We start from the raw sequence: 16,847 nt of genomic DNA on the forward strand, positions 1-16,847 counted from the left end.
CTTACCTCACTTCGCCATCATGTACGTGTGGATGCTGAACATGATCCACAGCGACAGGCCAACCAGCAGCACGATCACGATCGCCGTAAAGACGAATGCAATCACGTTGTTACGCTGAGCAATGGAACGGTCCAGGTGCAGGAAGTAATACAGGTGAACGATCACCTGGATCACTGCGAACAGCAGAACGATTGCCAGCGTGGTGGCCTTCGGCAGGCTCGGGTACATCACCAGGCCGAACGGGATGACGGTCAGGATCACCGACAGGATGAAGCCAATGGCGTACGACTTTACGCTGCCGTGGCCAGCATCATGGCTGTCATGGGAGTGTGCATTAGCCATTACAGAGTCCCCATCAGGTAAACAACGGTGAATACGCAGATCCACACCACGTCCAGGAAGTGCCAGAACAGGCTCAGGCAGCTCAGACGGGTCTTGTTGGTCGCCGTCAGGCCGTGCTTGTTGACCTGGTACATCATGATGCCCATCCAGATCAGACCTGCGGATACGTGCAGACCGTGGGTACCGACCAGGGTGAAGAACGCGGACAGGAAGCCCGAACGGCTAGGACCGAAGCCCTCGGAGATCAGCAGGTGGAACTCGTTGATCTCCATGGCGATAAAGCCTGCGCCCAGCAGGAAGGTCATGAACAACCAACCCAGAACCTGCTGCTTCTTGCCTTTGAACAACGCCAGCATGGCGAAGCCGTAGGTGATCGAACTGAACAACAGCAGAGCGGTTTCGCCCAGCACGTATGGCAGTTCGAAGATGTCGTGGCCCGACGGGCCACCGGCTACGTTGTTTACCAGTACTGCGTACACCGCGAAGATCGACGCAAACAGAATGCAGTCGGTCATCAGGTAGAGCCAGAAACCGTATACGGTCATCTCGCCCGAATCGTGGTGATGGTCATCGTGCCCATGGTCACCATGGGCGTGTCCAACATTGGTCACTAAGTTCGACATGGTTTAAGCCTGTTCCAACGAGGTTTCAACACGGGTGGCACCGGCCGGGATTTTCCCTGCCGCGACCAGACGCTTGTGCTGCTCGGCTTCGATACGCTCGATCGTTTCAACCGGAACCATATAGCCCTGGTCGTCACGTGCAGCGTGGATCACGAAGTAAACGACGGTGCCTACCAGGCTCGCGATCGCCAGCCACCAGATGTGCCAGATCATTGCGAAACCGAAGACGGTCAACAGTGCGCCCATCACCACGCCAGTGGCGGTGTTGTTCGGCATGTGGATCGGCTCGTACTTGGCCGGACGCTGGTACGCAGTACCGTTTTCCTTGGCTTCGGTGAACGGGTCGATGCAGTCAGCCTTAGGCAGCACAGCAAAGTTGTAGAACGGAGGTGGCGACGAGGTCGACCATTCCAGGGTGTGTGCATTCCACGGGTCACCGTGATCGCAAACGTTCTCTGGCTTGTTACGGTCACGCACGCTCACATAGAGCTGGATCAGCTGGCAGGCAATACCGACAGCGATCATCACCGCACCGAACATGGCAACGTACAGGTACGGTACCCACTCAGGGTTGGTGGTGGCATTCAGACGACGGGTCATGCCCATGAAGCCCAGTGCATAGAGCGGCATGAACGCGACGAAGAAGCCCGAGATCCAGAACCAGAACGCTGCTTTACCCCAGCCTTCGTGCAGCTTGAAGCCGAACGCTTTCGGGAAGTAGAACGCGAAACCTGCGATGTAACCGAATACCGCACCGCCGATGATCACGTTGTGGAAGTGCGCGATCACGAACAGGCTGTTGTGCAGCACGAAGTCAGCACCCGGGATGGCCAGCAGTACGCCGGTCATGCCGCCGATGGCGAAGGTCACCATGAAGCCCAGAGTCCACATAACCTGGCTGGTGAAGCGCAGACGGCCCTGATAGATGGTGAACAGCCAGTTGAACAGTTTCACACCCGTCGGGATGGAAATCAGCATCGTCGCCAGACCGAAGAAGGCGTTGACGCTGGCACCCGAACCCATGGTGAAGAAGTGGTGCAGCCAAACCATGAAGCCCAGTACCGAGATCGCGCCCGAGGCGTAGATCATCGAGTGGTGGCCGAACAGTTTCTTGCCGGTGAACGCCGAGATCACTTCCGAGAAGATGCCGAATGCCGGCAGGATCAGGATGTAAACCTCAGGGTGGCCCCAGGCCCAGAACAGGTTGACGTACATCATTGGATTGCCACCAAGTTCATTGGTGAAAATGTGGAAATCCATGTAACGGTCAAGGGTCAGCAGTGCCAGGGTCGCGGTCAGGATCGGGAACGAAGCCACGATCAGAACGTTTGCCCAGGTGCAGGTCCAGGTGAAGATCGGCATGTCCATCAGTTTCATGCCAGGGGTACGCATTTTCAGTACGGTCGCGAGGAAGTTAACCCCCGTCAGCGTCGTACCTAACCCGGATAGCTGTAGCGCCCAGATGTAGTAGTCCATACCCACGCCAGGGCTGTATTGCAGACCCGACAATGGTGGATAGGCAACCCAACCGGTCTTGGCGAATTCGCCGACGCCCAGTGACAGGTTGATCAGCACAACGCCGGACACCAGCAGCCAGAAGCTCAGGGAGTTCAGGAACGGGAACGCAACGTCACGCGCGCCGATCTGCAGCGGCACTGCAAGGTTCATCAGGCCGGTGAAGAATGGCATCGCCATGAAGATGATCATGATCACACCGTGAGCGGTGAAGATCTGGTCATAGTGTTCAGGTGGCAGGTAGCCAGGCGAACCCTCGGTGGCCATGGCCAACTGGGTACGCATCATGATGGCGTCGGCAAAGCCACGCAGCAGCATGACCATGGCAACGATGATGTACATCACGCCGATTTTCTTGTGGTCGACCGAGGTCAACCACTCGGTCCACAAGTAGGTCCACTTCTTGAAGTAGGTGATTGCAGCGAACAGCGCCAGACCACCGAGGGCGATCATGGCGATGGTCACCATCACGATCGGCTCGTGGAATGGGACTGCTTCCCAACTTAATTTACCAAACATCGTTTACTCCTCTGCCCCGGCAGCTGAATGCGAACTCGAGTCAATTTCCGTGGCCGCCACTTCTTTCTCTTTCTTCTCGTGCTTCAGCGGCTTGCCCGGCTTCATACCTTCGTACTTGTCGACGATGATCTGGAACTGGTTCGGCGTGACCGAGGAGTAGAGCTCGACTGGGTTGTTCTGGCTCGGTTTGGCAAGGGCCGCATATTCAGCTTGATCAAGCTGTTTAGGTGACTTCTTGACTTCACTTACCCAGGCGTCGAAATCTTCCTGAGTGGTGGAGATAGCCTTGAATTTCATACCGGTGAAACCCGCGCCGCTGTAGTTGGCGGAGATACCGTCCATTTCAGCGTTACGGTCAGCGATCAGATGCAGCTTGGTCTGCATGCCCGCCATCGCGTAGATCTGGCCGCCCAGACCCGGGATGAAGAACGAGTTCATCACAGCGTCAGAGGTGATCTTGAAGTTGATTGGCGTGTGCGCCGGGAACACGATCTTGTTGACCGTGGCAATGCCTTGTTCCGGGTAGATGAACAGCCACTTCCAGTCCAGCGCAACGACTTCGATGGTCACTGGCTTGACGTCGGATTGAATTGGACGATACGGGTCCAGTTCGTGGGTCGAAATGTAGGTGATGTAACCCAGGGCAATGATGATCAGGACCGGAATGGTCCAGACTGCCACTTCGATTTTGGTCGAGTGCGACCATTTCGGGGTGTACACGGCGTTCTTGTTGGACGCGCGGTACTTCCAGGCGAACAGGAAGGTCATGACGATAACCGGCACAACGACCAACAGCATCAGCAGCGTGGCGGTGATGATCAGGTTGCGCTGTTCCAGGCCGACCTGGCCCGTTGGATTGAGCAAGGTCATGTTGCAGCCTCCCAGCAACAACGTGCCGAGCAGCGGCACTAGGCCTAGTAATCTGGGGTACCTGTTTTTACTCATCTCACGACCTCTAAAGCAGCTTGCGCAATGCAGTTGGGTTTTGATCGCCAACACTTCACCCTGCCAAGGGTTGGCATTTTCTTTGGATTGAATAAGGGCCGCCCGTCGCGCGTCAGACGCTCGACAAAACCTTGGGACAGCGGTCAGTTCTTATTCGAATTCGTGGTCAAAGGCCTTGTTACAGACCAATTCCATTTGGTGCGGAAAGTTGGAAGGCACCGACACCTGGGTGTCTCAAAAGCCTTTCGGCCTGCTCGACACCCGACTTCCTGTCCAGTTCCTTAATAAAGGTTGAACAGTGCCGGGAATTCAATGCGGGCGATTGTAGATAGGTAGCGCCCTATACACCATGTCTTATCCCGAAATAATTTTTATCGCTCAGAGCAACAATCCATCACCGTTTTTGCAAAAGTTCCGCATCTTATCGAAATCAATTCTCAACAAAAACACCAAAAAATGTAGGTCTATCCACCTCAGTTCAGACAGCTCTGAACGCTTTCTCCCAGCACCGAATCGGCGCAAAGCCCGATATTCAAAGGCCTCTGGCTATCTCCCGGAGCTTGTTAAAACTGCCTGATCTGGCACACACGTGCAAAACCAGAAAAATACCGAAACAGACCAATCCTTTTTTGTAACATTACGCCATTCCGTGTCGTTCAATCGGCTTGCGACACGCTCTGTGTGACAACATGTCGCACACCTGTCGCACCCATCCTTGCCATTCGTCACGGTGATTTCACAAACACTCTGAAATGCAAAACGCCCCGATGAGCTGATCCGCAAATCGGGGCGTTTTCTGTATCGGCCAATCCGCCGAAGAGTTGACTCAGCGCAGTGTTTTTCGGTTACGCGAGGTCAGCAGCGGCACCAGGATCACCACCAGCACGAATGCCAGCAGTGCCCATTGCGCCAGCGACAGACCGAGAATCGGCGGGTACGGCGTCGAGCAGAAACCGTCGACCTGGAAGCCCAGCGGGAAGATCTTCGCCAGCGGCAGGTCATCGACAATCGGCTGCAGCACATCAATGCCGCAACTCACTGCCGGATAGAACTGGGTGTAGACGTGATGCCCGGCAACACCGGCGCCGGCAATCGCGCAAATGACCACCAGCACTTCGAACACGGTGATGCTGCGGCGGCTGCGCATGGCCGCGCCAACGAAGGCGAACAGCGCAATCAGCAGCAGTGCATAACGCTGCAGGATGCACAGCGGACACGGTGCCTCACCCAACACAATCTGCATGTACAGCGCACCGCCGATCAGTGCCAGGCAGATAATCCCCAGCAGCACCAGAAAGCGCCGCTCACGTCCCAGTCGAATCGTTTCCTCGCTCATCGCGTTTCCCTTGTATGTCCATGGTTCAGCTAGCCGGCGGCTGCGCTTGCAGTTGCGCCATCAGGCTGATGTTGTCTTCGATATGCCAATTGGCCGCGATGCGACCGTTGTCGATCTGATAGATATCGGTTGCCCGGAAGTCTACACGCTGGCCCTGCCCTTTGAGAGTTTTGAACGTGCCGCTGAAGTGCCCGCGAAAGTGCAGATGCACCACCACGCGGTCTCCGGCGATGATCATTTGCTCGATCTCACAGCTCAGGTCCGGCACCGCCGTACGAAAGAACTTCGACGCCAGCAACGGTCCGGTCGGCCCCTGCACCCGACCTTCGGGCGGGGTCTTGTCGACAAATTGCGGCGACAAGGCTGCCGTGGCCAGGGCCTCTTCCCCACTGCTCCAGAAACTGCCGTAACGCCGCGCCGCCAACTCCATCGCCTGTTGCTGCGCCTTGGGCAGGCTCTGATCGACGATCAGGCTCTGCGGTGTAATGAACGCCGATTCGGCCGAGGCAAACGGACTGGCCAGCAACGCGGCCGACAGGCCTAGGGTTGCCAGGCTCAAACGAGGGGAGAAGATGATGTGCGACATGGGGGCGATCCTGATCAGTTAAACGAACGAGCGCCTATCATCAGCATCGGGGAATAAACGATAAACCGGTTAAGAAACGATTAACCTTTAAACAGAATTTAATAATCAGGACCGCATAACGGCCAATCGCGGGCAAGCCCGCTCCCACAGGTCTGGCATCGTTCACAGATGCTGTGTACGACATAAATCCTGTGGGAGCGGGCTTGCCCGCGATGCAGACGACTCGGTCTCAGGAGTTATTCCAAAGCAGCAGCCGGCCCGAAGAACTCATACCGGCTCTGCTGCTCCGGCACGCCCAGCGCTTTCAGATGGCGCTTGATCGCCCCCATAAAACCTTTCGGCCCGAGGAAGTAAGCGTCGACATCCCTTTGCGCCGGCAACCACTCGCCAAGCAGGGCCTGATCCAGAAGGCCGACCTTGTCCGCCGCCGGGCTCACGCCGTCGTCTTCGGCATAGCAATAAAACCGCTTGAGTTGCGGATGCCGCGCCGCCAGCCCGTCGATCCAGTCGCGGAACGCATGCACGCTGCCATTGCGCGCGCAGTGGATAAAGTGCACCGGCCGCTCGCTCTCCAGCGCCGCTTCGAGCATCGCCAGCGTCGGCGTGATGCCCACGCCGCCACTGATCAACACCAGCGGTTTATCGCTGGCAGTCAGGGTGAATTCGCCCGATGGCGGGAACAGCTGAATGCTCGAGCCGACGTGCAAGTGATCGTGCAAGTGGTTGGAGGCGCGACCACCCGGTTCGCGTTTAACGCTGATGCGGTACTGACCGTTGTTCGCCAGCGCCGACAGCGAGTAATTGCGGCGGACTTCTTCGCCGTCGAGGATCAGCTTCATGCCGATGTACTGACCCGGTTCAGCCGCAAGGATCGGGCCTTTGTCGGCCGGTTCGAAGTAGAAGGAAACGATTTCCGCACTCTCTTCGACCTTCGCCGCCACGATGAACTCACGCGCCCCGCGCCAGCCGCCGACAGCTTGCTCTTTCTGATCGTAGATGGCGGTTTCGGCGCCGATCAGGATCTCGGCCAACTGACCGTACGCCGCCCCCCACGCACTCATCACCTCGGGCGTGGCGATCTCATCGCCGAGCACTTCGGAAATGGCGCGCAGCAAGCAGGTGCCGACAATCGGGTAGTGCTCCGGCAGGATTTGCAGGGCCACGTGCTTGTTGATGATCTTCGCCACCAGATCGCCCAATTGGTCGAGCTGGTCGATGTGGCGCGCGTACATCAGCACACCGTTGGCCAAGGCACGCGGTTGATCACCGCTGGCCTGGTGCGCCTGGTTGAACAGCGGACGGACTTCGGGGTATTCGGAGAGCATCATGCGATAGAAATGCGTGATCAGCGCCTCACCACCGCTTTCGAGCAGAGGCACAGTGGATTTGACGATGGCACGATCCTGGACGCTAAGCATAAGAGTGACTCCTGAGCTTTTTTGATAAGTTGCCTTAGGCTTATCAGTTTTCGTGCCAGATATTTTATTCATACAAATCAATGATTTAAAAAACACGTAGTCATTTCGACACGAAGACCTTTATAGTCATCCCGACTACATCTTGTCTCTTTGACTACATCACCATGTCTGCCAAATCACTGCTCACCGCCCTGCTGCCTTTAGTCTCCGATCTGTCCCGCGAACTGCCCGATGGCGAGCGCTATCGACGCCTGCTCCAGGCCATGCGCGCCCTCCTGCCGTGCGATGCCGCCGCATTGTTGCGCCTGGAGGGTGAATCGCTGGTGCCGCTGGCGGTGGACGGTTTGAGTACCGACACCCTGGGCCGGCGCTTCAAAGTCAGCGAGCACCCGCGCTTTGAAATTCTGCTGGCCGGCGCCGGGCCGACACGGTTCGCCGCCGACAGCGATTTGCCTGATCCTTATGACGGCCTGGTCGAAGGCCTCGCCGATCACCTCGAAGTCCACGACTGCCTCGGGTGCCCGCTGTTCGTCGATGAAAAACTCTGGGGCCTGATCACCCTTGACGCCCTTGATCCCGAGCGTTTCGAGCCGATCGAACTCGACGTCCTGCAAGCCTTTGCCAGCCTCGCCTCGGCCACGGTCAACGCCGCCGAGCGCATCGAACGCCTGGCCGTCCGCGCCGAAGACGAACACCAGCGCGCCGAGGTCTATCGCCAGGCCAGCGGCCAGCAGCACCGCGAAATGATCGGTCAGAGCAAGGCGCTCAAGAAATTGGTGGAAGAAATCAACCTGGTCGGCGGCAGCGATCTGACCGTGTTGATCACTGGCGAAACCGGGGTCGGCAAGGAATTGGTCGCCCAAGCCATCCACGCCGCGTCACCGCGCGCCGACCAACCGATCATCAGCCTCAACTGCGCCGCGCTGCCCGACACGCTGGTCGAGAGTGAACTGTTCGGCCACGTGCGCGGCGCTTTCACCGGCGCCACCAGCGACCGTCGCGGCAAGTTCGAACTGGCCAATGGCGGCACGCTGTTTCTCGATGAAGTCGGCGAGTTGTCGCTGACCGTGCAGGCCAAGTTGTTGCGCGTGTTACAGAGCGGCCAGTTACAGCGGCTGGGTTCGGACAAGGAACATCAGGTCGATGTACGCCTGATCGCCGCGACCAACCGCGACCTGGCCGAAGAAGTGCGCAGCGGTCGTTATCGCGCCGACTTCTACCATCGCTTGAGCGTGTACCCACTGCGGGTGCCGGCATTGCGCGATCGCGGGCGTGATGTGTTGTTGCTCAGCGGCTTTTTTCTGGAACAGAACCGCTCGCGCATGGGCCTCAACAGCCTGCGCCTGAGCAGCGACGCCCAGGAAGCGTTGCTCGCCTACACTTGGCCGGGCAACGTGCGCGAACTGGAACACTTGATCGGGCGCAGCGCGCTGAAGGCCTTGGGCAACTGCAAAGTGCGGCCGAAGATCCTCAGCCTCAGTGCGGCAGATCTGGATCTGCCGCGTGAGGTTGTGGATAACTCGGTTGAGCCGGTTGCCGGTGTCGTGGCTGAGATGCCGCTGATCAGCGGGGATCTGCGCAGTGCTACCGAGCAGTATCAGCGGCGTTTGATCAGTGCGGCGCTGGAACGCAATCAGGATAACTGGGCGAGTGCGGCGCGGGAGTTGGGGCTGGATCGGGCGAACCTGGGCCGCATGGCTAAACGTCTGGGGATTAAGAGCTAAAAGCACCCTCACCCTAGCCCTCTCCCCGAGGGAGAGGGGACTGACCGAGGTGTTTTGCGTAATACGCCGATCTGAAATATCGATTCGATTATGGATTCGGCAGCGCAGGTTCAGGTCGGTGAGTTACTACAATATCCCCCAATCGACCCCCTCATCCCTCCGGGAAGAGGGAGAGCGGACTGACCGAGGTGTTTTGCGTAATACGTCGACCTGAAATATCGATTCGATTATGGATTCGGCAGCGCAGGTTCAGGTCGGTGAGTTACTACAATATCCCCCAATCGACCCCCTCATCCCTCCGGGAAGAGGGAGAGCGGACTGACCGAGGTGTTTTGCGCCATACGCCGACCTGAAACATCGAGTCGATTATGGATTCGGCAGAGCAGGTTCAGGTCGGTGAGTTACTACAATATCCCCCAATCGGCCCCCTCTCCCTCCGGGAGAGGGCTGGGGTGAGGGGCAGTGATCGAGAGAACAGCGATCAACCCAGGCCGACTACCCGACAACTAACCTAAAGCCCAACCTTTTGACGCCGATAACCCGGCATCAATAGTTTCTGGCGATTTGCCCCTCGCCCATCACCTTTTTCCACAGAAGGTTTATATGTCTTCCACCAAAGCCCGCGCAGATTCACTTTCGCTTCTGCTGTTTACCTTGCGCAGCGGCAAGCTGATGGCGATCAACCTGCTGAAAGTCAGTGAAATCATCCCCTGCCCGCCGCTGACCAAGCTGCCGGAGTCGCACCCGCACGTCAAAGGCATCGCCACCCTGCGCGGCGCGTCGCTGTCGGTGATCGACCTCAGCCGCGCGATCGGCGAGCGCCCGCTGGAAGATCCGAACGGCGGCTGCCTGATCGTCACCGATGTCAGCCGCTCCAAACAGGGCCTGCACGTGCAGGCCGTGAGCAAAATCGTCCATTGCCTGACCACCGACATCAAGCCGCCACCGTTCGGTTCCGGTGGCTCACGTGCCTACATCACCGGCGTGACCTCGGTGGACGGCACGCTGGTGCAGGTGCTGGATATCGAAAAGGTTATCCACAGCATCGCCCCGGCGCAGATCGAAATGGCCCCGACCGACCTGAGCATGGAAGACGCCGAAGTCCTCGGCAATGCGCGGATTCTGGTGGTCGATGATAGTCAGGTGGCGCTGCAGCAATCGGTGCACACCCTGCGCAACCTCGGCCTGCAGTGCCACACCGCGCGCAGCGCCAAGGAAGCCATCGACTGCCTGCTCGACCTGCAAGGCACCGCGCAGCAGATCAACCTGATCGTCTCCGACATCGAAATGTCCGAGATGGACGGCTACGCCTTCACCCGCACCCTGCGCGAAACCCCGGACTTCGCCCACCTCTACGTGCTGCTGCACACCTCGCTCGACAGCGCGATGAACAGCGAAAAGGCCCGATTGGCCGGAGCGAATGCGGTGCTGACCAAATTCTCCTCGCCGGAACTGACTCAACGCCTGATCGAAGCGGCCAAACACGTCGCGGCCAACGGTCACTGAGTCTTGGCGCAGACGTATTGTTTTTTGATGCGGCGCGATCTTGCCAAGGACGCGCCGGATGCGCTTTGGCCTCAAGGCATTGAACTGTGTACGTACTCCGTCGAACTGGCGCCGGACGTGCACGCCCTAATGCAACTCGGCTATCGCGAAGGCGGCGGCCGGGTGCCGGCGCTGGACACTTGGCAGCAGCAATTCGAGACCGATCCCGAATACGATCCTTCGCTGTGCTTGATTGCCCGCGACGGCGAAGGTGTGGTCGGCGTGGCGCAATGCTGGACCAGCTCATATATCAAGAATCTGGTGGTGCATCCGCGCATGCAAGGGCGTGGATTGGGCCGGGCGTTGTTGCTCAATGCATTCAAGGTATTTCAGCAACGGCGCGAAGGGTTTGTTGATCTGAAGGTGCTGGAAGACAACCGGCGCGCGCAGCGCTTGTATGAAAGTGCCGGGATGTATGTGGTCCGCCGGGAACTGGTGCCGGACTGATCGACCGCTTTCGCGAGCAGGCCAGCACCGGCAACTTCCTTTCTCTGGCAGACTCCAACCTTGGCCACTCACGACCAAGGACGCCCACCATGAAAGTGCTCACCCTCAGCCTGCTCTGCCTCACCGCCCTCACCTCCCAGGCCCACGCCTCCAGCCCCGACGCTTGGGCCGCCTACGACAAAACCGTGCTCGCCAGTTGTACCAAGGCCAGTGGCCTGAAAAACGCCAAACCGGTCGGCACACCCGCGCAATTCGACGACCGCGTCGGCTACACCGCCGTGTTGCTGCAAGGTCAATACCCGCAAAAACACATGAAAGGCCAGCAGGGCACCGAGCTGTGCCTGTACAACAAAAAATCGAAAACCGCCTTCGTCACCGAGTGGGACTCGATTCGTCCGACCGGCAAAGCGCAGTGAGTGGCGCATAACTTGCTTCGATCCGCGCCTGTGCGGTGGTTTTCCGCCACCGTTTCACGCCCTGATTGAAGACAGATCGCTCAATGAATACGACGTTTTCCTGCGTAGGCTGCGGCAAATGCTGCACCGACCACCATGTCCCGCTGACCCTGGCCGAGGCCCGCATGTGGGCGGCGGATGGCGGTCAGGTGATCGTGCTGGTGGAGGCTTTTCTCGGTAATGGCCTGGGTTTGCCGGCGCAGCAGCGAGAACATGCCGAACGGCGTTCAGCGCTCGTTCGCAGCGGCACGACAGACGCCCATGTGGCAATCACCTTCGCCGCATACAACGTCGGTCCCTGCCGGAATCTTGACGAAGACAACCTGTGCCGCATCTACGAGCGCCGGCCGCTGGTGTGTCGTATTTACCCAGCGGAAATCAACCCGCATATCCCGCTCACCCCTGCTGCCAAGGATTGCCCGCCGGAGTCCTGGCAACAGGGGCCCGTGCTGATTGCCGGGGGCGAGTTGGTCGATCAGGCGCTGGTTGAATTGATTCAACGCTCGCGCCAGGCCGACCGCGATGACATCGGCATCAAGGACGCGATCTGCGCGATGCTGGGGATTCGTACCACGGCGCTGAAGGGGGACGGGTTTACTGCCTACTTGCCGAATATGGAGGCGTTTGCGGCGGTGATTGATCAGGTGACTGCCCAGCCGTTGACGATGGCGCCGAGTGAGTGGGTGTTTCATCTGTCGGGCGATGATGTGGCCGGGCAAGTGCTGGCGGCCGGGGCACAGGTGGTGACGGAGCCGGCGCAGACGTATGCGTTTATTTCGTTGCGGGCGGCCTGATCCAGATTCTTTAGCGTCCGCCCGGACCTCATCGCGAGCAGGCTCACTCCTACATTTGAAATGCATTCCCTTGCAGGAGTGAGCCTGCTCGCGATAGCGCAAGTGAGCACACCCTCAATCGCGAACCTGCCGCCGCCCCCAGAACTCCCGCGCCAGCAACCTCAAATCCCCCGCCAGCCCCGCCACATCTTCGGAATTGCGCTGACTCTCGCGCCCCTCATCCACCGTCACCTCGCACGCCGTACGAATGCTGACGATGTTGCGGTTGATGTCCTCGCTCACCGCGCTCTGCTGCTCCACCGCTGCCGCAATCTGCAGGCTCATCTCGGTGATCTGCTCGACCCGCTCGCTGATCCCGTCCAGCGCCCGCGCCGCCCGCTGCGCCTGTTCGACGCTGTTATCCACATGCTCACTGCTTTGCTGCATCACCAGCACCGCGTCACGCGCGCCGTTCTGCAGGGTGCTGATCATTCGTTGAATCTCGTTGGTCGATTGCTGCGTGCGTTGCGCCAACCCGCGAACCTCATCCGCCACCACGGCAAACCCGCGTCCGGCATCGCCGGCGCGTGCGGCTTCGATCGCCGCGTTGAGAGCCAATAGATTGGTTTGCTCGGCGATGCTGCGGATCACCTCCAGCACTCCGGAAATTTCACTGCTGTGGCCTTCGAGCTGATGAATCACCTCGGTCGCCCGGCCAAGCTCTTCAGCCAGGCGCAACACGGCGCTGCGACTTTCACCGACCAGCCAATGCCCTTCACGGGTTTCCGTTCCGGCCATGTCCGCCGCTACAGACGCCTGCTGCGCATGACTGGCAACCTGCGCGACACTCGCGGCCATCTGGTGAATGGCCGCCGCCACCTGGTCGGTTTCCGCCTGCTGCTGCAGTGAACTGTTATGGCTGCTTTGCAGGTGATCGACCAGTTGCGCAGCGTGTCCGGCCAACTGTTGCGACGCATCGCCGATACGCCCGAGCACCGCGCCGACCTGCGCTTCGAGCATCTGCAAGGCGAACTCGATCTGGCCGATTTCATCGCGACGTCCGGTATACACAGACTGACTCAACGGATTGTCCGCAACGCTCCGCGCACGCTCGGCCAGTTGCTCCAGCGGGCACAAAATCCAGCGCAGCGCCAACGCACAAGCGCCGCTGCCCAACACAAATGCTGCCAGGTTCAACCAGGCAGAATCCGGCTGCAACCAGGTCTCGGCACCCAGCACAACGCCGAGCAGCGCACTGGCCAGCGCCGTGACCTTGGTCCGCACCCCCAAGGCTTGCGGTTGCCAGCGCGTCACACGCTCGCCGCGCAACTGCACGTACGCCAGCTCCGCCGCCGCCACTTGCCGCGCATCCGCCCGCGTGCGCACCGACTGATACTCCACCGCCGTACCGTTCTGCGTCACCGGCGTGACATAGGCACTGACCCAGTAATGATCACCGTTCTTGCAGCGATTTTTCACCAGCCCCATCCACGACCGCCCGCCCTTGAGCGTCTGCCACATATGCGCAAACGCCTGCGCCGGCATGTCCGGATGACGCAGCAGATGGTGCGGCGCACCCAGCAACTCATCGCGGCTGTAACCGCTGATCTTGATGAAGTCGTCGTTGGCGTAAGTGATCGCGCTGGTCAGATCGGTGGTCGAGAGAATGTTCGCATCCAGCGCCACATCGACATTGCGACCGGTCACCGGGAGATTGATCTTCATGAATAGCGCGCTCGTTTTATTGGAAAGAGTCGGCAGGGCTGCTGACTCTAAGCGCACCAATTGGTCAAATATTGATCTGGCTCAGGATCTGAGCACTTAGCCATCACTGCGACCGAAAATCGCAGTCGATGGCGCAGGGCGGGAATAAAACTCAGCGCTTGCCCATCGAACGACGGGTACCCGGCGGCGCCATGCCCGGGGTCTTGGTGTGGCCGTTCTTGGCGCCGTTCTTGTACCACGGCTGGTTCGAGCCTTTGGCTGCGGCCAGTTCGCCCGGTTTGAAGGGAAACTTGAAGGCCGGAATTTCGGCTTTGGTGTCGCTGGTATCGGCCAGTTCAGCCGAGACATCGCTCACAGCGTCGTCAACCGGCGGCAGGGTCGGGGAAGTCATAAAAGCTCCGGAAAGCAGAAAGTCGGGCCCGATCAGTGAGCCGCGAAGGCGCGCAGTATACCTGTGCGCCATGGCTCGGCACCTGAAGATTTGCAGCGCACGCCGAACGGTTTACAGGTAGGTGATGATCACGATGCCTTTGTCAGTCGATGTCTTCAGCGCTTCGTAACGCATGGAAATCGGCAGCGCCTGATGACTGCAAGCGTTGCGCTCAGTGTCGACATCGACTTTCACGCCGGGCTTGATTTCGATCTGGCGAGACTCACGAGCAGCAAACGCCCCGACCGGTCCGACCTGACAGCCCGAGTCAACGATTTGCCCGGTGAAGCGGATCTCGCCGGATTGACTGGCCGGCGCGGCGAAGGTTGTGAGTGGAACCAACAGAAGCACATACGGCAGAGCGGTTTTCAGCTTCATTTCAAGACACTCCCGAAGTGGACGGCCCAGAGAGATTTGGGCCGTGCGCGGCCTGAGCCATACAAGCTGTATCCGCTCATAGAGGCGGATCTTTAAGAGATTAGTCAGGATCGCTAGCCGTGCCGGATGTCAGTTCATTCGTTGCTGGACATTGCTCAACAATTGCGAGGCGCTTTCCAACAACTGCGCCAGAAGCGCGTCATCCTCATCCATATACCCTTCGTATTCCGCGAGATTGCGCCGCTCATGACACAACGCGAACAATCGCACCTGAACCTTGCTGATATGCGCCGTATGCACCAGACACTGAAAGACCAGATAGCGTTTATCTGATCGATAGCCACTCAATCGGAGCGCCGTCAGCGCCAACGCGTGCGCTGCGTTATAAGCCAAGTCGAAACGGCTGGAAAAAGACAACGTAGAAGTTTGCGCATCCTTGAGCCGATCCATGGCCGAGCGCATCAAGCCCTCACACTCATTGCGATCCGGCGGCTCCGCTTTCAGCCCACCGCTACGTAGAAGATTCTCCAGACTCTCGTTGCTGCCCATCCTTGGACTCCAAAGGGTTTGCCCCTAACAGAACGATTTTTTCCTGCTGCACCACCCGCAAGACAAAGCTGTTTTGCCCAGCCAGTTTTGCCGCCAAGTCTTGCGGGGTGTAAAGCGTCGGGTTGATGGGACGACCCAATTGTTCCTCCATGGGCATGAGCCGTTCCATGACGTCACTGTAGTGCAGGCCTTCGCCGATCAGCATGAGATCAATGTCACTGAGTGTGTTTGCTGTGTCTTTGGCGATGGAGCCATAGACAAACGCCCAGGTGATCTGCTCGGTAAACGGCTGCAATGCCCGACGCAGAGGCTCAGCGATGCCAAACGTCTTGCGAGCAATGCCCAGTAGTTCGGCGTAGATGGGACATGTGGGATTGGCCTGGTAATGGTTCTGATTGCCCACCTTTGTCATGCGCAACACACCGGCTCGCTGCAGACGGTCGAGTTCACGCATGAGACTGCCTTTGCCAACCCGCGCCCAGCGCACGATCTCGTTGGCATAGAAAGTCTGGTCAGGCTTACCAAACATCAGACCCAACACCTTTTGTTGAGTGGTGGTAAATAGCGCTTCGCTTAGAGAGATAGTTTCCACTGTGAAGGCCAAGAGTCCCAAAAAGGGAACGATAGGTCCCTTTTTGGGACTTATCAACCGTTCGAATATTTCCAGAGGCAGCGGTCACCGAACAATCGCCATCGCGAACAGGCTCACACCTACAGTTGGAATGCGATCCCCTTGTAGGAGCGAGCCTATTCGTGCAGCACGGTGACATGCTGTTCAGACGGACTACGTCTGCGGATCAACCCTATCCAGCGCCCGGTTCACCGCCAGCTCGGCAAGCATGACGATCTGCTGGATCGCCAGCGCCGTACTGCGCTGCGGGCGACTGAGCTGATCGGCCAGATCACCGGCCATGACATTGGCTGAAGCCAGCGATTCGCAGGCGTGGGCAAGCAGGCTTTCGGTGTCGATGTTCGGCTGGATGAGGAACATCGTACTGGGCTGACGCGGTTTGACCGGTTCGGGGCAGAGGTAGAAATCGAGAGCGCGCTTGATGGCTTCGCGGGTTTTGAGCTGGTCGTCGGCGCGGAGGGCGTCTTCGAGTGGGGTGGAGGGATCGTTGGGTGGATCTGGAACTGGCTTAGTCATTGGAAACCCTATTTTGCAAATGGGAGCCATCCCTTGCCGTTTCTCACGCGGCGAAGTGGGTGGCAGCTATGTGCGGGGTGAGAAACCGGAAAAATAGGAAACCGGCCAGACCGAAGTCTGCCCGCACATAGCCGCCATGAAGCATTTGCAAGCAGCGGACAAGCCGCCGGCAATTATGCGGACTGATGGACTGAATCACTAATTTTTCAGGGTTCTCACACCCGATCACCGAGTTGTCGGCGACAACCAAAGACTAGAGAGCGCACGTCCGACGGACAACCTGAAAATCTTGTGGGAAGGTTCTGATTATTCGACACAAATTTAAACAACCAAAAGCCAACCCTCACCCTAGCCCTCTCCCGGAGGGAGAGGGAACTGACGGTGGTGTTT

Annotated in this window: 18 protein-coding genes and 1 pseudogene; 5 read left to right on the forward strand and 14 right to left on the reverse strand. The window is 58.7% G+C overall.

What is annotated here, in order from left to right:
- Positions 1–6: 6 nt before the first annotated feature.
- The 7 genes from cyoD to hmpA form a co-directional block, all read right to left on the reverse strand.
- Positions 7–342: a cytochrome o ubiquinol oxidase subunit IV gene (gene cyoD / locus ACXX9E_RS00115; RefSeq protein WP_007916940.1), complete on the reverse strand. Its 336-nt coding sequence runs from the start codon at positions 340–342 to the stop codon at positions 7–9.
- Positions 342–965 carry a cytochrome o ubiquinol oxidase subunit III gene (gene cyoC, locus ACXX9E_RS00120; protein WP_034156084.1) on the reverse strand — a complete coding sequence of 208 codons (624 nt, stop codon included), beginning with the start codon at positions 963–965 and terminating at the stop codon, positions 342–344. Before cyoC ends, cyoD begins: the two co-directional genes overlap by 1 nt.
- Positions 966–968: 3 nt before the next feature.
- A complete protein-coding gene (cyoB, locus tag ACXX9E_RS00125; protein ID WP_090286080.1) occupies positions 969–2,999 on the reverse strand; it encodes a cytochrome o ubiquinol oxidase subunit I in 2,031 nt (676 codons plus the stop codon).
- Between the two features lie 3 nt (positions 3,000–3,002).
- The gene (gene cyoA, locus ACXX9E_RS00130; protein ID WP_007916947.1) at positions 3,003–3,944 is read right to left on the reverse strand and encodes a ubiquinol oxidase subunit II; all 942 of its coding nucleotides are present in this window, start codon (positions 3,942–3,944) and stop codon (positions 3,003–3,005) included.
- Between the two features lie 826 nt (positions 3,945–4,770).
- Positions 4,771–5,280: a disulfide bond formation protein B gene (locus tag ACXX9E_RS00135; protein WP_123463187.1), complete on the reverse strand. Its 510-nt coding sequence runs from the start codon at positions 5,278–5,280 to the stop codon at positions 4,771–4,773.
- Positions 5,281–5,305: 25 nt separating this feature from the next.
- Entirely contained in the window at positions 5,306–5,866 is a 561-nt protein-coding gene (locus tag ACXX9E_RS00140) for an ester cyclase (RefSeq protein WP_458554898.1), read from the reverse strand.
- 236 nt (positions 5,867–6,102) lie between these two features.
- Complete coding sequence (hmpA, locus tag ACXX9E_RS00145; protein ID WP_458554899.1) at positions 6,103–7,284, reverse strand: NO-inducible flavohemoprotein; 1,182 nt, start codon at positions 7,282–7,284, stop codon at positions 6,103–6,105.
- Positions 7,285–7,448: 164 nt separating this feature from the next.
- Between hmpA and norR the strand changes: the two genes are divergently transcribed.
- The 5 genes from norR to ACXX9E_RS00170 all read left to right on the forward strand — a co-directional run bounded on the left by norR (position 7,449) and on the right by ACXX9E_RS00170 (position 12,249).
- Positions 7,449–9,008: a nitric oxide reductase transcriptional regulator NorR gene (norR, locus tag ACXX9E_RS00150; protein WP_458554900.1), complete on the forward strand. Its 1,560-nt coding sequence runs from the start codon at positions 7,449–7,451 to the stop codon at positions 9,006–9,008.
- A 603-nt stretch (positions 9,009–9,611) separates the two neighbouring features.
- Complete coding sequence (locus ACXX9E_RS00155; protein ID WP_025109268.1) at positions 9,612–10,514, forward strand: chemotaxis protein CheV; 903 nt, start codon at positions 9,612–9,614, stop codon at positions 10,512–10,514.
- Positions 10,515–10,541: 27 nt separating this feature from the next.
- Positions 10,542–11,000, forward strand: a complete 459-nt coding sequence (locus ACXX9E_RS00160; protein ID WP_128614849.1) for a GNAT family N-acetyltransferase — start codon at positions 10,542–10,544, stop codon at positions 10,998–11,000.
- An 89-nt stretch (positions 11,001–11,089) separates the two neighbouring features.
- A complete protein-coding gene (locus tag ACXX9E_RS00165) occupies positions 11,090–11,416 on the forward strand; it encodes a hypothetical protein (protein ID WP_123463177.1) in 327 nt (108 codons plus the stop codon).
- Positions 11,417–11,499: 83 nt separating this feature from the next.
- A complete protein-coding gene (locus tag ACXX9E_RS00170) occupies positions 11,500–12,249 on the forward strand; it encodes a YkgJ family cysteine cluster protein (RefSeq protein WP_186748523.1) in 750 nt (249 codons plus the stop codon).
- 114 nt (positions 12,250–12,363) lie between these two features.
- On the opposite strand, the gene ACXX9E_RS00175 is transcribed toward ACXX9E_RS00170, so the two are convergent.
- The 7 genes and pseudogenes from ACXX9E_RS00175 to ACXX9E_RS00205 form a co-directional block, all read right to left on the reverse strand.
- Entirely contained in the window at positions 12,364–13,467 is a 1,104-nt protein-coding gene (locus ACXX9E_RS00175; RefSeq protein WP_371921272.1) for a methyl-accepting chemotaxis protein, read from the reverse strand.
- Between the two features lie 204 nt (positions 13,468–13,671).
- Positions 13,672–13,953 (reverse strand): annotated as a pseudogene (locus ACXX9E_RS00180) (PAS domain-containing protein); the annotation flags it as partial.
- Between the two features lie 151 nt (positions 13,954–14,104).
- Positions 14,105–14,344, reverse strand: coding sequence for a hypothetical protein (locus ACXX9E_RS00185; RefSeq protein WP_123463171.1), 240 nt, complete (start codon positions 14,342–14,344; stop codon positions 14,105–14,107).
- A 111-nt stretch (positions 14,345–14,455) separates the two neighbouring features.
- Positions 14,456–14,761, reverse strand: coding sequence for a type 1 fimbrial protein (locus tag ACXX9E_RS00190; RefSeq protein WP_322375162.1), 306 nt, complete (start codon positions 14,759–14,761; stop codon positions 14,456–14,458).
- A 129-nt stretch (positions 14,762–14,890) separates the two neighbouring features.
- The gene (locus ACXX9E_RS00195; protein ID WP_458554901.1) at positions 14,891–15,310 is read right to left on the reverse strand and encodes a hypothetical protein; all 420 of its coding nucleotides are present in this window, start codon (positions 15,308–15,310) and stop codon (positions 14,891–14,893) included.
- On the reverse strand, positions 15,273–15,902 hold the full coding sequence (locus ACXX9E_RS00200; protein ID WP_458554902.1) for a nucleotidyltransferase domain-containing protein: 630 nt from the start codon (positions 15,900–15,902) through the stop codon (positions 15,273–15,275). Before ACXX9E_RS00200 ends, ACXX9E_RS00195 begins: the two co-directional genes overlap by 38 nt.
- A gap of 192 nt (positions 15,903–16,094) precedes the next feature.
- A complete protein-coding gene (locus ACXX9E_RS00205) occupies positions 16,095–16,457 on the reverse strand; it encodes a DUF6124 family protein (protein WP_458554903.1) in 363 nt (120 codons plus the stop codon).
- Positions 16,458–16,847: the final 390 nt, after the last annotated feature.

This window comes from Pseudomonas sp. GNP014 (assembly GCF_054344005.1).

Coding starts and splice junctions, on each gene's coding strand:
- ACXX9E_RS00160 (WP_128614849.1), top strand. CDS start 10,542: ATGCGGCGCGATCTTGCCAAGGACGCGCCGGATGCGCTTTGGCCTCAA.
- ACXX9E_RS00195 (WP_458554901.1), bottom strand. CDS start 15,310: ATGGGCAGCAACGAGAGTCTGGAGAATCTTCTACGTAGCGGTGGGCTG.
- ACXX9E_RS00165 (WP_123463177.1), top strand. CDS start 11,090: ATGAAAGTGCTCACCCTCAGCCTGCTCTGCCTCACCGCCCTCACCTCC.
- ACXX9E_RS00205 (WP_458554903.1), bottom strand. CDS start 16,457: ATGACTAAGCCAGTTCCAGATCCACCCAACGATCCCTCCACCCCACTC.
- ACXX9E_RS00135 (WP_123463187.1), bottom strand. CDS start 5,280: ATGAGCGAGGAAACGATTCGACTGGGACGTGAGCGGCGCTTTCTGGTG.
- ACXX9E_RS00185 (WP_123463171.1), bottom strand. CDS start 14,344: ATGACTTCCCCGACCCTGCCGCCGGTTGACGACGCTGTGAGCGATGTC.
- ACXX9E_RS00170 (WP_186748523.1), top strand. CDS start 11,500: ATGAATACGACGTTTTCCTGCGTAGGCTGCGGCAAATGCTGCACCGAC.
- cyoD (WP_007916940.1), bottom strand. CDS start 342: ATGGCTAATGCACACTCCCATGACAGCCATGATGCTGGCCACGGCAGC.
- cyoB (WP_090286080.1), bottom strand. CDS start 2,999: ATGTTTGGTAAATTAAGTTGGGAAGCAGTCCCATTCCACGAGCCGATC.
- ACXX9E_RS00155 (WP_025109268.1), top strand. CDS start 9,612: ATGTCTTCCACCAAAGCCCGCGCAGATTCACTTTCGCTTCTGCTGTTT.
- cyoA (WP_007916947.1), bottom strand. CDS start 3,944: ATGAGTAAAAACAGGTACCCCAGATTACTAGGCCTAGTGCCGCTGCTC.
- hmpA (WP_458554899.1), bottom strand. CDS start 7,284: ATGCTTAGCGTCCAGGATCGTGCCATCGTCAAATCCACTGTGCCTCTG.
- ACXX9E_RS00190 (WP_322375162.1), bottom strand. CDS start 14,761: ATGAAGCTGAAAACCGCTCTGCCGTATGTGCTTCTGTTGGTTCCACTC.
- ACXX9E_RS00140 (WP_458554898.1), bottom strand. CDS start 5,866: ATGTCGCACATCATCTTCTCCCCTCGTTTGAGCCTGGCAACCCTAGGC.
- norR (WP_458554900.1), top strand. CDS start 7,449: ATGTCTGCCAAATCACTGCTCACCGCCCTGCTGCCTTTAGTCTCCGAT.
- cyoC (WP_034156084.1), bottom strand. CDS start 965: ATGTCGAACTTAGTGACCAATGTTGGACACGCCCATGGTGACCATGGG.